Origin of the sequence: Vibrio sp. 1751, from assembly GCF_033339895.1 — a bacterium.
Taxonomy (GTDB): Bacteria; Pseudomonadota; Gammaproteobacteria; order Enterobacterales; family Vibrionaceae; genus Vibrio; species Vibrio alginolyticus.
This window is the reverse complement of the sequence record NZ_JAWOVM010000091.1, coordinates 1-14,469: the sequence shown is the minus strand read 5'-3', so window position 1 is coordinate 14,469 and position 14,469 is coordinate 1. Positions and strand designations below refer to the sequence as shown.

Below are 14,469 nucleotides of genomic sequence, written 5' to 3'. Positions count from 1 at the left end.
AGCGTTTGCGGTGAAAATGGAAAATTAATCTAATGTGAATGAATGTTTATGAAGCAACGTTTTATTAATATTGATGCGCATAATGATCGCGCCTATAAAAGCACCGATATCAACAACTGTTTAATGTGAAATAATATGTTTTTGCATTGATTCGATAATTTGTGCCGTCATGCCCCAGATGAAATGCTGTCTATATGGGATAGCAAATACACGATGACTGCTTCTTTTTAGGTCAAATTTGGTGCTATACAATTTTTTGGGGTTCAGAATATGGTTGGCAGGAACCTCAAAAACTGACTCTACTTCATTTGGGTCAATATGCGTTTTATATTCCGGAGAAACAAAAGCCAAAAAAGGTGTCACATTAAACTGACTAATCGTTGGTAGTGTAGGCAGTTGACCAAACACATGAATATGCTCATCTTCTATCCCAACTTCTTCTTTGGTTTCTCTTAAAGCGGTATTCACGAGCTGAATATCTTCCTGCTCATATTTGCCACCGGGAAAGCTGATTTGTCCCGGATGATGGCGTAAGTGGGCTGCACGCTTAGTCAGAATGACTTGTAACCCGTCATCGCGTTCCACAAAACCGATTAAGACTGCCGCATCTCTCAGGGACTTTTCTTTCATCCATTTCAGTCGTGCAAGGGACTCTTTGTGGTAGCCCGTTGGAAGCCGAAATTGAAAGTTCTGTAGTAAATGAGTTTTGTCGATAACCAAACTGAGTCCTTATTTATCGTGCCTAACCATTATTTATTATACTCAAAGACGGCAAAGCGTATGGCGTTATCGTTACTGGTTACCAAATAAAGCATTCGCATTAAAACACTCGCCAGCACTTTCCCTCTTTGTGTCGTGTGTCTCACTCTACTTGAACATATTAATTTGAAACTTATAAGGTTATACACCATTCTTTATTTTAGGACGTCACTATAGGGCAAGTATTGGCCAATGAAAGGGATTATTTTCACCGAGTTCATGGAGTTAGTGGAAGAGAAATTCGGTCTTGATGTGTTAGACCAAGTTCTCGATCTTTCTAACGATGAAGGTGTTTACACCGCTGTTGGTAGTTACGATCACAAAGACTTAGTTAAGTTGATCGTGAATCTCAGTAAAGTATCTGGTGTTCCCCCCGAGCAACTGCAAGAGGTGTTTGGAGAGTGCGTCTTTTTGAATTTACTTCGCTCTATTCCTAGTCACGCCAGTTTGCAACAGTGTGAAACGACGTTTCAATTTGTTCGCCATGTTGAAGATTTTATTCATGTCGAAGTTAAGAAGCTCTATCCTGATGCTAACCCTCCGCAATTTGATTTCATTAGTGAAAACCAATCCCAATTGGTATTTGACTACCACAGCGCAAGATGTATGTCTCACGTATGCTTAGGATTGATAAAAGGTTGTGCTGCACATTTTGGTGAGGTAGTTCATATCAAACATCAAAACCAGTCAGAAGATGGCAGCAAAGTACGTTTTTGGTTAGAGGCTCAATAAGAACGATATGACGGGAAGTTCCTCATTAGAAAGGAAACTCAAACGAGAAGTTGCATCAAGAAAAGCAGCTGAGCAGCTGTTGGAACAGAAAAGCTTAGAGTTATATGAATCCAACCAGCAACTCAGTGTTGCATTGAAAAAGCTGGAGCTGAAATCTAAAAAGGATCTGCGTAAGTTTGAGTTTGAAGAGCAAATTGATGCCACGTTGATTAAGTTCGGTCGTACTTTTTTATCGAGCACGTTCGATGAAGCAATGATAGCGAGCTTTATTGAGCAGCTCACTTCTAACTCGATCATTTCTGCGGCTTACTTGTTTCTTGACGCTACAAAGCTGAGCTCATTACGTCGTCATCACTTTGGTCACTTACAGCTTCGTCATAACAACGAGATTTTCACCACTCCTAATTGGCAGGGAGAGAATTTGCATTTGCCAGTTATCATTGATGGGGAAACGGTTGGGGAGTTGATTTTCTCTGTGTTGCAAGATCAAATCGATCAGTCTTTTATTTCCAAACAGATGGAGCTCGTGTCTGACTTAGTTCATGGTGTTATTGGTCGACACTTAAGTTTAGAGCGAGAGGTCGAGCTGAGAAAGCGGGCTGAGGAATCAGAAAAAGCGACGAAGGAGTTTGTCGCCATGATTAACCATGAGCTGCGAACTCCTCTCAATGGCGTATTGGGTAGTGCGGAGTTATTGAGTCGAACCCAATTAGAAGAAGAGCAGCGTCAATACTTGAGCAATTTGACTCAATCAGGGGACTTATTGAGAGTTATCATTAATGATCTTCTTGATTTCAGTAAGATGAATGCCGGTATGATGGAAATCATACATAAAGTTTTTGCCTGGGAGGAGCTTGAAAAAGCCATCATGGGTGTATTTGCCGCTAAGGCTGCGGAAAAACGTATCCATTTCTCTATCGACAAAAAGCTGGGGATCCCGGAATTTTTAGTCGGTGACTTAGAGCGCATTACACAAATTTTGGTTAACTTGGTGGGAAACGCGATTAAGTTTACTCACTTGGGTGGTGTCGTGTTACGTGTGGAATGGCTTAACGGCACGGCTTATTTTGAGGTTGAAGACACTGGTATTGGCATCCCAATAAAAGCACAGCCGTCACTATTTGATCCATTTGTCCAAGTTGATCGCTCGGCGAAACGCAGCTTTGAAGGTTCAGGTTTAGGTCTCGCGATTTGTAAAAATCTCGTGGATTTGATGCAAGGTCAAATTAGCTTTGAGAGTGAAGAGCGCAAAGGGACAACTTTTAAAGTTGCTATTCCTCTTGAGGAAGGGCAAGCACAAGGCACAGCAGAGGGGGAATTGGTCACCATAGAGCGAAGCGATTTAGCAGGACGCTCAATATTAGTGGTTGATGACATCAGAATGAATCAAGTCATTGTTACTCAAATGCTGAAAAAACTCGACATTACACCTGATTTAAAAGCCAACGGCAAAGAAGCATTAGAAGCGGTGAAAAGTAAAGACTACGAACTGATATTCATGGACTGCCGAATGCCTGAAATGGATGGTTATGAGGCGACGATGTATCTGAGAGAGCGTGGCTTTACTCATCCTATTATTGCATTAACCGCTGGCACTACCATCGAAGAGCGTCAAAAGTGTATTGATTCAGGCATGGACGACATCCTCACTAAGCCGTACACCGCAACCGATATTGAACAGATTATGTGTAAGTGGCTTGAGCAGTAGACGCTTCCTTTTAAAAAAGAATTTTTGTTGGCCAACGGCTAAAAGCTAAAGTACATGATAATGCCGATCATTTAACGATGTTTTTTGGGTCATTCTAGCGAGCCTTGGCGAGACTAAGAATCTAGTAGCAGCACGATGAGCGGGTAATGAAACAAATTTGACCACAAAGTGCTTGAATAGAAGAACCTGTATCACGCTCCTTCGTCGCTGTGCAGGGTGATGAGATACAGAAATATGCCACTCGCTGTTAAATGAGCGGCATTATCCGTTCTGGAGGCGTTTTAGATTGTTTTCGTCAATAGCATTAAAGCGGCGTTGTGTGCTGTTGAAACCTACGATTGCAGCGCTGGCAAAATCTTTGAAAGCTTATCCAACGTTTCTTGATACTCAGAGGCGCAATCGCTATCTGCCACGACGCCGCCGCCAGCCCAAGCGTAAAGTTTGTTTTTTTCCGCTACAAGAGTTCGGATAGTAATGCTGGTGTCCATACGACCATGGCGTGAAATGTAGCCAATACTGCCGCAATACGCGCTGCGTCGATGCGGCTCCAGTTCTTCAATAATCTGCATTGCGCGAACTTTAGGTGCTCCCGTAATTGAACCGCCTGGAAAACACGCTCGCAGCAAATCCGCAGGAGCGTATTGTTCATCCAAATTTGCACGAATGGTGCTCACCAAATGATGCACGGCAGGGAAGCTTTCAATATCGAACAACTTTGGCACGTGAACGCTACCCGGTGATGCAACCCGACCAATATCATTACGCAGCAAATCGACAATCATCAGGTTTTCTGCCTGATCTTTTTCCGCTGTCTGCAAGTCATGGGCATTAGCGTTATCTTTCTTTGGATCTTCGCTGCGTGGGCGAGTACCTTTGATTGGTTTTGTTTCAATGACGCGATCTTTGAGCTCTAAAAAGCGCTCTGGAGAGATACTCAAAATCGAAGACTCAGGCATACGGATAAAAGCGGAAAATGGCGCTTGGTTGGCGGACTCTAATTTTAGATACGCTTGCCACTCACTGCCTTGATACGGTGCGTTAAAGCGTTGCGCCAAATTGATCTGATAACAGTCACCGCTCAACAAGTATTCTTGCACCTTGTCAAAGCGAGTGGCGTAGCTCTCTTTTGTCATGTTTGACTGCCAAGCACCAGACAAAGCGAAGTCAACGGTTTGTTCTGCTTTTTGCTCGTTTAACCATTGCCAAGCTTGCTCGATGTTCTGACCGACTAAGCATGCTTTTTTAAGCTTGTGGTCAACAACGACGGCCCATTCATACAGACCTACCGCCATATCCGGCGTGTTGAGATCTTTTTCTGCCACTTCTGGCATCGTTTCTACGCGGCGACCTAAATCGTAACTGAAGTAACCTAGCGCACCGCCGACAAAAGGCAAATCCAATTCTTTATTTAACTCTACGTGAGGAAGCCACTGTTCTTGCATCTGATGAAGCAGCGCAAATGGGTCATCTTGAGTTGAATAGGCATTCGATGGCGTTTCAACTTGTGTGTTGTCGGCAGTGGTTTCTAACGTTGCAATTGGGTTGGCAACCAATACATCGAAGCGGCTATCGATATGCGTTTTTGATGCAGAACGCAGCAACATCGCCCAAGGCTGGTGTTGAATGCGAGAAAAAAGGTGAAGAGCAAACTCTGGTGCGTATTCCAACGCTTTAAAATCAATGAATTGATTGTCCATGTTGTTCATTTGTGTAATTTGTGACAAAGAGATCGTTCACTGCATGGCATGTCATGGGCAGCAAGAGTATCATATTCCTCTGTGTAGCCAAACTCCCTCTATTCATAGGGTTTTGAGATGGTTTACAAGTAGGCAACTTCAGCATTTCGTGTGTCGATATCAGCCGTTCGACAATTGTTTATAAAAAACGAAGCTCAAAAGAGCAATAAGCTTAACAAACACGATTGAAGCCAAGCCAATAATGGAAGCATAACTATAACGAGGCATGTAATGACGGTAATACGCAAGCAGGATGTGATCAGCAGTGTCGCTGATGCGCTACAGTATATTTCTTACTACCACCCGCTAGACTTTGTTCAAGCTCTTGAAAAAGCCTATCACCGCGAAGAGAGTCAAGCCGCGAAAGACGCGATTGCTCAGATCCTAATTAACTCCCGAATGTCCGCAGAAGGTCACCGTCCAATTTGTCAGGATACTGGTATTGTGACGTGTTTCGTCAACATCGGTATGGGCGTGCAATGGGATTCGACCGACATGACGGTTCAGCAGATGGTAGATGAAGGTGTTCGACAAGCGTACACGAACCCTGATAACCCGTTGCGTGCGTCAGTACTTATGGACCCTGCTGGTAAACGTATTAATACCAAAGACAACACGCCTGCCGTCGTACATATCAACATGGTTCCGGGCGATAAAGTTGAAATTCAGATCGCTGCGAAGGGCGGCGGTAGCGAAAACAAAACTAAGATGGTGATGCTAAACCCATCTGACGATATTGCTGAGTGGGTAGAAAAAACGCTACCAACAATGGGGGCGGGCTGGTGTCCTCCTGGCATGCTTGGCATTGGTATCGGCGGTACGGCTGAAAAAGCAGCGGTATTGGCAAAAGAATCTCTAATGGAACACATCGATATTCAAGAGCTTATTGACCGTGGCCCACAAAACGCAGAAGAAGAGCTTCGTTTGGATATCTTCAATCGCGTGAACAAACTTGGTATCGGTGCGCAAGGTCTTGGCGGTTTGACGACTGTTGTCGACGTTAAAATCAAAACTGCGCCAACGCACGCGGCTTCTAAGCCTGTTTGTTTGATCCCGAACTGTGCGGCGACTCGTCACGTACACTTCACGCTTGATGGTAGCGGCCCAGCAGAGCTAATACCACCTAAACTAGAAGATTGGCCAGACATTACTTGGGAAGCGGGCGAAAATACGCGTCGCGTAAACTTAGACACAATTACTAAAGAAGAAGTACAAGAGTGGAAGACAGGCGAAACGGTTCTTCTATCAGGTAAAATTCTGACTGGTCGTGATGCTGCGCATAAACGTATTCAAGGCATGCTAGATAATGGCGAAGGTCTACCTGAAGGCGTAGATCTAAACGGTAAGTTTATTTACTACGTAGGCCCTGTCGATGCAGTTGGTGATGAAGTCGTTGGTCCTGCTGGCCCAACAACATCAACGCGTATGGATAAATTCACCGATATGATGCTAGAAAAAACAGGCATCATGGGCATGATCGGTAAAGCTGAGCGTGGCCCTGCAACGGTTGAATCTATCAAGAATCACAAAGCGGTTTACCTAATGGCTGTCGGTGGCGCTGCGTACTTGGTGGCGAAAGCGATCAAGAAAGCTCGCGTTGTCGCATTTGAAGATTTAGGTATGGAAGCGATTTACGAATTTGAAGTTGAAGATATGCCAGTAACAGTGGCTGTCGACTCAAATGGTGTTAACGCGCACCAAATCGGTCCAGACACTTGGAAAGTGAAAATTCAAGAGATGGAAGCATAAGGCAAAGGGCAATCTTGCTGCGTCTCAGTAGAGAGAATGTGACAAGGTGCTGATTTACCTAGCAAACAATTGACAAAAGTGCAGCGAAACCTGCACTTTTTGTCTATATAATTAAGGATATAAACCTTTAGGCATAGCAATCAAACGTTATGCGAACAATAATTAGGAGACGGCATGCCTCGTTTTATTCAGATTCTACAAATTATTCTTGCTGTAGTGATAGGTGGCTTTGTTGGCTATGACTTGATTCTTCACGGTATCAGCATCTTTGATGAAAAGTACGTAACCATCACATGTGTGTTGTGGTTGATTTTGGAAATCGCTCTATTTGTTATCTATAAGTTGATCGAAGACGACTAGGCTTAAAGAAAGCGGGTTCCTGTTTAACATAGTAATCAGCGCATATAGAGTTACTAATGCTGTAGATTAAGTAAGCCTCTGAACCACTCAGGGGCTTTTCTTTTTTTAATACAGCATCAAGCCGGATGTTTTGTTCATCTTTTATTAAGGTATATAAAGTTAAACTCATAGAATTCGGGATAGAACAGTATTCATAGATCGAAATTCGAAGTCGCTGACAACGTTGTTTTAAAGTGGAGTAAGATAAAGAAGCGTAATGAAGAGAATAAAGAAAGAAGTTAATGACTTTATCAACAGAGGTATGGACTCTAATGTTCGAATTGCTGTCACCGGACTTTCTCGTGCCGGTAAGACGGCATTCATCACGTCATTAGTGAATCAGCTTCTTCATACTGCAACCCATGACAATTTGCCTCTTTTGACTGCGGCTAGAGATAAGCGCCTTATTGGGGCGAAGCGTGAGCCTCAATCGAATATGATGGTGCCACGCTTTGCTTACGATGAGGCGATGAGCCAAATTCATGCCACTCCACCTCAGTGGCCAGTACCGACACGTGATGTGAGTGAGATTCGCTTAGCGCTCAAGTACAAACCAAATAAAACTACGAAAAAGCTGTTGAGTAAAACCGCAATTTTAAATGTTGATATTATCGACTATCCAGGAGAGTGGTTGCTCGACCTGCCTTTATTGGACATGGACTTTGCAACGTGGTCGCAAACTCAGTTTGATGCACTTAAAGGCCAGCGTGGCGATTTAGCCAAAGCTTGGCTTTCTGAACTGGAGAAAGTGGATCTCTTTGCAGAAGTGAATGAGAAACTACTTGAGAAAGTTGCACACACATACACCGAGTACCTTCATGCTTGTAAAGACGTTGGCCTTCATTGGGTTCAGCCTGGCCGCTTTGTATTACCTGGTGAACTAGCAGGTGCGCCGGTACTACAGTTTTTCCCGTGTCGCGTTGATTCGGAAAGCAAAGCGTCCAAGGGCAGTAACTTAGCGATGCTAGAAGCCCGTTTTCAGGAATACCAACAGAAAGTAGTGAAAGCGTTTTATAAGCATCATTTTGCGACCTTCGATCGCCAGATTGTACTGGTGGATTGTTTGCAGCCTCTCAATGCTGGTGATGAAGCGTTTTACGACATGCGCCAAGCGCTAGAACAGATCATGCATAGCTTCCGTTATGGTCGTAGTAGCTTTTTGCGTCGTTTGTTCTCACCAAAAATCGACAAAGTGTTGTTTGCTGCTACAAAAGCGGATCATATCACGCCCGATCAGCACCCAAATTTGGTGTCTCTGCTCCAACAAATGGTGCATCCAGCATGGCAAACGGCAGCCTACGAGAATATTGAGATGAGCTGCATGAGTATCGCTTCCATCCAAGCAACCACGACGGGGTTTATTTCCTCTGGAGATAAGACCATCCCGGCGTTACAAGGAACAACATTGGGTGGTGAGCCGATGACTATGTTTCCCGGAGAGGTGCCGAAAAAGCTACCAAATGCAGCTTATTGGCAAAACAACGGGTTTGATTTTACGTCGTTTCGTCCGATGCCCTCACCGAATGATGAGCCAGTGAAGCACATACGCTTAGACAAAGCACTGGATTACCTGATTGGAGATAAATTGAAATGAGTGAGTTGAAGCAAAAACAAGTTTTCTCTGAAAAGGTAATGGAAAAAGAGCAGCAATCGAATCAACCGGAGTTGACGGCGCAGCAAACATTCGGCGAAAAAGAAACATTTGTACCTGTTGAAGTTAAAGAAGCGCACCAGGAGACCGAACAGGAATTGCAACTCGAGCATGTCATTCGTCCAAAATCGGGCAGAAAATGGCTCGCGACTGGCGCATTTGCAACTTTTGCTGGTTTGGTTGGCTGGCAAGCGGTGGACTCGGTTATAACCGCAATTCAGGCTTCTGATTGGCTGGCCTTAAGCTGGACGGGGTTTATTGCTGCGATCGCTTCGCTTGGTTTAGGAGCTATGGGTAAAGAGCTTTGGAAACTGCGAAAACTACGAAATCATTTTAGTGTTCAAGAAGAAGCAGAAGCACTTGTTAATAGTGAGAGCGTTGGGAAAGGGAAAGCCTTTTGCGAAACCGTAGCAGAACAAAGTGGTGTGATGGCAGAGAATCCGGGCTTTGATCGTTGGCAGAACAGTATTAACCCTGCTCATAGTGACGCTGAAATTCTTGATATGTATGACTCGATGGTGGTGAGCCAACAAGACAAGTTGGCAACGAAAATCGTATCACAGCACGCAACCGAGTGTGCGGCCCTAGTCGCCGTGAGCCCTCTGGCTGCCGCTGATATGTTGCTGGTGGCGTGGCGAAATTTCAAAATGATCGACAACCTCTCCAAAGTATATGGGGTAGAGCTAGGTTATGCCTCTCGCATCAAGTTACTAAGAGCGGTATTTGTCAATATGGCGGCGGCTGGAGCCAGTGAGCTCGCTATTGATGCCAGTATGGATTTGATGTCGATGGATCTTGCTGGCAAAGTTTCTGCTCGTGCAGGGCAGGGACTAGGTGTTGGTATTCTAACGGCACGTTTGGGCTTGAAAGCGATGACCTTATTGCGTCCACTACCCTGGTATCCTGACCGTCAGGTTAAGTTGGGCACCATACGCAAGGCAGTGGCGGCGAAAGTTGCATCAATTACGATGAAACCGTAACGAATATCAACTTTGATGGATAGGATTGCTTGACGCCATTCCAAGCATGATAGAAACTACTGTCAACTTTTCCTGACAGTTGTGAATTGGGATATTTTAAGTGCGTCTTGAAGTCTTATGTGAAGATCGACTCGGCTTGACCCGAGAACTGCTCGATATTTTAGCGTCTAAAAGCATCGACTTGCGTGGTATCGAAATCGATATTAGCGGTATTATCTATTTGAATTGCCCGGATATTGATTTTGATACGTTTAGTGAGCTGATGGCTGAAATCCGCCGTATTCCGGGGGTGAAAGACGTACGTAAAATCCAGTTTATGCCGATGGAGCGCCACAATACGGAGCTGCTCTCGTTAGTTGATAACTTGCCCGATCCGGTTTTTGCCATTGATCTTAAAGGTGCCGTAGACATGGCAAACATGTCTGCACTTTCATTGCTTGGCCTTCACAAGCAAGAAGTGATTGGTACTCAAATCGGTGCTTTGTTACCAAGTGTTCGTTTCTCTCGTTGGTCTGAAGGTGTTAATGGTCGAACGCGGGAAAACCTTGTGATTGATGGCTTGGACTATGTTCTAGAGTTGATGCCCGTTTATATCCGAGACGAAGCGCAAAACTCGACTCTAGCGAGTACTCTAATGACGATTCGCTCTAGTCAGCAAGTTGCCAGAATTGAAGAAGCACTACCGCTGCATAATCCTCTGGGTTTTGAGCACTTTGTTGGTATATCGAACCGTCATAAAGCACTAATGAACCAAGCTAAGAAGCTGTCTGTGCTTGACCAACCATTGTTGATTGAGGGCGAAACGGGGACTGGTAAAGAAATGCTTGCTAAAGCTTGCCACAGCCGTTCTAGCCGCGCGAGCAAGCCATTCCTAGTTTTGAGTTGTGCTTCTATGCCTGACGATGTAGCAGAAACCGAACTTTTTGGTCATGCGCCGGGTTCATTCAATCATGAACAAGGCCACAAAGGCATCTTTGAGCAAGCAAATGGCGGCACGGTATTTCTTGATGAAATCGGTGAAATGAGTTCGCACCTTCAAATCAAGCTGTTACGTTTTCTACAGGATGGTAATTTCCGTCGTGTCGGTGCAGAAGATGAGATGCATGTCGATGTTCGTATCATCGCTTCAACAAAACATAACCTTGCCGAGCTTTCTGAAGCAGGAATGTTCCGTGAAGATTTGTATTATCGTCTCAACGTACTTACGCTCAGCATTCCTCCGTTACGTAAGCGCTCAAACGACGTTGCACCATTGCTTGAGTTGTTTGTGGCGAAACATGCTCAACAGCTTGGGATTGATAAGCCAGAGTTTGATGATGGTCTAGTTGATGCCCTTGCAAATTATCAGTGGCCAGGAAACATGCGCCAGCTGGATAACATGGTTCTTCGAGCGCTCACGGAAATGGATGGTGATATACTAAACGCGGATCACTTCAATTTACCTCAGCCTCAGTCAGTCGGCGCTGGTAGTGCAACGCTTAACATCGACGGTTCTTTGGATGAGATCATGCGTGATTATGAATCTCAAGTTCTGGAACGTTTGTATCAGTCATTCCCATCAAGCCGCAAGCTTGCTAAGCGCTTGAATGTATCGCATACCTCAATCGCTAATAAACTGCGTGATTACGGTATACGTAAGAATTAATCGAATTGAACGAAAAGACGGAATTAATCATTTGTAATGGAAGATAACAGCTCATCTATCGCCGTTCATAAGTTGGACGGTGACTTGCTTCTTCGTACCGCTGAAATCGGTGACGCAGATATGATTGCCGAATATTTTCAAGCCAACCGAGAATACCTGAAACCGTTTGAACCGAAACGTGAAGAGGCTTTTTTCTCAGTGAACGGTTGGTTGCAAAAGCTTATCAAGCTCAATGAGCTGCATCGAATGGGATTGGGGTATTATTGCCTTTTAGTCAGAGCCTCTTCGGGTGAAATGCTAGGTACGATATCCTTTAGTAGTTTGAGTCGTTTTCCTTTTTATTCTTGTAACGTCGGATATTCTCTCGCTGAAAAAGCGCAAGGGCATGGTTATATGCGTCGTGGATTAACCATGGCTTGCGACTACATGTTTAACGTTCAGAAACTGCATCGTATTCAAGCTGGCTACATGCCTCACAATAAACGTAGTGAAGCTGTGCTAGAGCATGTAGGTTTCAACCGAGAAGGGTATGCAAAAGATTACCTTTTGATTAATGGTGAGTGGCAAGACCACGTTCTAACGTCGCTTATTAATCCGAATTGGCAGCCAGAAGGGCGATAGTATGGAACGATTGGAAAAGCAGTTAGCACTTGTAATCGAGCTCGATAAACTCAAAAGCATTTTGCGCCGAACTCGAGTTAAAAGTGCTGAAGGGCGCCTCGAAAATAGTGGTGAGCATAGTTGGCATGTCGCACTGATGGCAATATTGATGGAAGAGCATGCGAATGCACCTGTTGATATTTGCCGAGTGATGAAAATGTTATTGATACATGACGTAGTAGAGATCGACGCGGGCGATACCTTTGTTTATGATACTGCTGCGTCTCAAGAGCAAGCAGAAAAAGAAATTAGAGCTGCAGAGCGCTTGTTTGGTATGTTACCCAGCGATCAGGAGCAAGAGCTATTGGCGCTTTGGCATGAATTTGAAGCCGCGCAGACCGATGATGCTAAGTATGCAAAAGCACTCGATCGATTAATTCCAATGCTCTTGAACTACCATAATAATGGTCAGAGTTGGAAGGAACATGGTGTCTCACGCGAACAAGCACTTACCATTAATAAACGAATTGAATTTGGCTCTGTTACCTTATGGGACAAAGCGAAAGAGTTGATTGAAGAAGCCACAGAGAAAGGTTGGCTGAAATCGTAATAAAGGAGACTGAATGTCTTATTTGCCTTTGGATGAATACCAAAGAAAATGGATTTTTACGCATCAGTCGATGCCTGTGCCAGAAGAAGATTTGGCTTTTATTAAGCCGATGAACCAAGCCCGTTCAGCACAATTTTGGAAAGAAAATATCAGTGCTCAAAGCCCTGATATGGATAGACTTAGTTCCCAAGACTGGCCAATGAATGAGGCGAATTGGTCTGAAACTGTGGATTGGATGGCTGCGTGGGAGTCGGATGAACCTGACATGCTAGCGGAAGTTGAGGCACATATCGATTGGCAAGACGATGTGACCGTTTACTTTTGCTACGAGAAGTACAATGTCATCGAAACGAAATGGTCTATTTTTAAAAAGCACTGGAAGAACTTTCTCTTTTATGACGATGGTCCGATACTAATAGGACGTCGCCGTTCACAAGCACTTTGGTTTGATTCAAAAGGCAATGTGAAACTCGGTGTTCGTCAATAACGAGTTATAAAGCAAAGCCACCTTTCGAGGTGGCTTTGTTTTTCTAAAGGCTGGATAATGGACTCAACACACCGCCAGCCCCGCGCTCGATAACGTGAGTATAGATTTGCGTGGTTTTCACATCAGTATGCCCTAATTGTTCCTGAACAGTTCTAATGTCTGCGCCAGATTCCAATAAGTGCGTGGCAAAACTGTGTCTTAGTGTGTGGCAAGTTACAGTTTTCTCAATGCTTGCGTCGCTTGCCGCGCGCTTTACTGCTCTTTGTATTGCGCTTTCATTGATATGATGCCTTCTGAGTTCACCAGTGTCTCGATCTGCGCTTAACTTTGTTGATGGAAACAAAAAGTGCCAGTTAAAATCTAGCTCCGCTTTTGGGTATTTACGTCGTAAACCTTCAGAGATGTATACGCCCGCATAACCAGGCATGTGCCTATCTTTAAAGTAATAGTTTCTTGCTAAATTAACTTGAGCTTTGAGTGGTTCATGCAGTTCTTTGGCTAATGTGACTGTACGATTTTTACCTCCTTTTCCTTGCCAAACGCGAACTGCACCATAATCATAATCGATGTCTTGAACTCTTAAGCGTAAACATTCCATAACTCGAAGCCCTGAGCCGTAAAGCAGCTGAATATGGAGTCTATACCTCGGGTCGATATGCTGAACGAATCTTCGGATCTCCTCCCTGGTTAATACAACGGGAAGTTTCTTTTCGGTCAAGGATTTCTGAAATCTCATATCAAGTGATAGTGGGGTTTTGAAATAATCACGATATAAGAATGATATTGAGTTCAGCGCCAAAGCTTGCGTTTTTACCGCAACTTTTTCTTCTACCGCTAAGTAACTCAGAAATTGAATGACATCATCTTCTGCTAGTGTTGATGGGTGTACAAGTTGGTGAAAAGTGATAAAGCGTTTTATCCAAAATAGATAACTTTCGATAGTTTTATTCGCATAATGACGAGTAAGCATGTGCTCTTTTACACTAAGTAAAAACTGACTTTTCATGATAAATTAACCTGTTTATTTATACAGCTCCGTTAATGTATCACCACTTTTGAAATTAGCGTGCTGTGCGCCGACTAATTGCGCGCGCTACCACACATATTCATACTGTTTTTCTATTTGTTTCATACATATAAGTGCTACGATTGATAGCGCTTTTGATAAGAAAGAAGGCGGTAGCCTGCCAGAAAAACGGCAAATCGCCGTATAGAAAGCGTTATGTTACTTCTGGTACCTATCAAATTCCATAATCAACTTGCTGCACTCTTCTGTCGTAAGTATCATACTCAGCATTAACTAAATATCTATTTTACAAAGAGTTGTCTATGTTCCCAGGGAAAATTCACGTACGTGCCCATGTTTAAAGGGTTTGTAATGCATTGAGTTCTCAGTTTTTGAATGTGACTGGT

Annotated in this window: 13 protein-coding genes; 10 read left to right on the top strand and 3 right to left on the bottom strand. The window is 44.0% G+C overall.

The annotated features are described in order from the left end of the window. Nucleotides 1–120: 120 nt before the first annotated feature. On the bottom strand, nucleotides 121–720 hold the full coding sequence (locus R7041_RS19835) for a CoA pyrophosphatase (protein ID WP_005376901.1): 600 nt from the start codon (nucleotides 718–720) through the stop codon (nucleotides 121–123). 231 nt (nucleotides 721–951) lie between these two features. On the opposite strand from R7041_RS19835, the gene R7041_RS19830 reads away from it, so the two are divergent. Continuing rightward, nucleotides 952–1,491, top strand: coding sequence for a heme NO-binding domain-containing protein (locus tag R7041_RS19830; protein WP_005388282.1), 540 nt, complete (start codon nucleotides 952–954; stop codon nucleotides 1,489–1,491). A gap of 7 nt (nucleotides 1,492–1,498) precedes the next feature. Continuing rightward, nucleotides 1,499–3,199: an ATP-binding protein gene (locus tag R7041_RS19825; protein ID WP_005376903.1), complete on the top strand. Its 1,701-nt coding sequence runs from the start codon at nucleotides 1,499–1,501 to the stop codon at nucleotides 3,197–3,199. Between the two features lie 332 nt (nucleotides 3,200–3,531). Here the strand turns inward: R7041_RS19825 and pabB are convergent, their stop codons facing one another. Further along, entirely contained in the window at nucleotides 3,532–4,896 is a 1,365-nt protein-coding gene (gene pabB / locus R7041_RS19820; RefSeq protein ID WP_042522775.1) for an aminodeoxychorismate synthase component I, read from the bottom strand. Nucleotides 4,897–5,166: 270 nt separating this feature from the next. Between pabB and R7041_RS19815 the strand changes: the two genes are divergently transcribed. The 8 genes from R7041_RS19815 (at nucleotide 5,167) to R7041_RS19780 (ending at nucleotide 13,056) form a co-directional block, all read left to right on the top strand. Continuing rightward, a complete protein-coding gene (locus R7041_RS19815; protein ID WP_017636098.1) occupies nucleotides 5,167–6,684 on the top strand; it encodes a fumarate hydratase in 1,518 nt (505 codons plus the stop codon). 174 nt (nucleotides 6,685–6,858) lie between these two features. Continuing rightward, nucleotides 6,859–7,044: a hypothetical protein gene (locus R7041_RS19810; RefSeq protein ID WP_005376906.1), complete on the top strand. Its 186-nt coding sequence runs from the start codon at nucleotides 6,859–6,861 to the stop codon at nucleotides 7,042–7,044. Nucleotides 7,045–7,300: 256 nt separating this feature from the next. Further along, the gene (locus tag R7041_RS19805; RefSeq protein ID WP_064368575.1) at nucleotides 7,301–8,677 is read left to right on the top strand and encodes a YcjX family protein; all 1,377 of its coding nucleotides are present in this window, start codon (nucleotides 7,301–7,303) and stop codon (nucleotides 8,675–8,677) included. Further along, nucleotides 8,674–9,714 (top strand): YcjF family protein, encoded by a 1,041-nt coding sequence (locus tag R7041_RS19800; protein WP_005388274.1) that lies wholly within the window; start codon nucleotides 8,674–8,676, stop codon nucleotides 9,712–9,714. The genes R7041_RS19805 and R7041_RS19800 overlap by 4 nt, the downstream gene beginning before the upstream one ends. 100 nt (nucleotides 9,715–9,814) lie before the next feature. Then, on the top strand, nucleotides 9,815–11,359 hold the full coding sequence (tyrR, locus tag R7041_RS19795) for a transcriptional regulator TyrR (RefSeq protein WP_017820442.1): 1,545 nt from the start codon (nucleotides 9,815–9,817) through the stop codon (nucleotides 11,357–11,359). A gap of 36 nt (nucleotides 11,360–11,395) precedes the next feature. Continuing rightward, nucleotides 11,396–11,980 (top strand): ribosomal protein S5-alanine N-acetyltransferase, encoded by a 585-nt coding sequence (gene rimJ / locus R7041_RS19790; RefSeq protein WP_005376916.1) that lies wholly within the window; start codon nucleotides 11,396–11,398, stop codon nucleotides 11,978–11,980. Nucleotide 11,981: 1 nt separating this feature from the next. After that, complete coding sequence (locus R7041_RS19785; protein WP_005376917.1) at nucleotides 11,982–12,569, top strand: HD domain-containing protein; 588 nt, start codon at nucleotides 11,982–11,984, stop codon at nucleotides 12,567–12,569. 13 nt (nucleotides 12,570–12,582) lie between these two features. Continuing rightward, a complete protein-coding gene (locus tag R7041_RS19780) occupies nucleotides 12,583–13,056 on the top strand; it encodes a DUF2947 domain-containing protein (protein WP_054574728.1) in 474 nt (157 codons plus the stop codon). Nucleotides 13,057–13,099: 43 nt separating this feature from the next. On the opposite strand, the gene R7041_RS19775 is transcribed toward R7041_RS19780, so the two are convergent. Further along, nucleotides 13,100–14,062: an integron integrase gene (locus tag R7041_RS19775; RefSeq protein WP_064368574.1), complete on the bottom strand. Its 963-nt coding sequence runs from the start codon at nucleotides 14,060–14,062 to the stop codon at nucleotides 13,100–13,102. Nucleotides 14,063–14,469 lie beyond the last annotated feature (407 nt).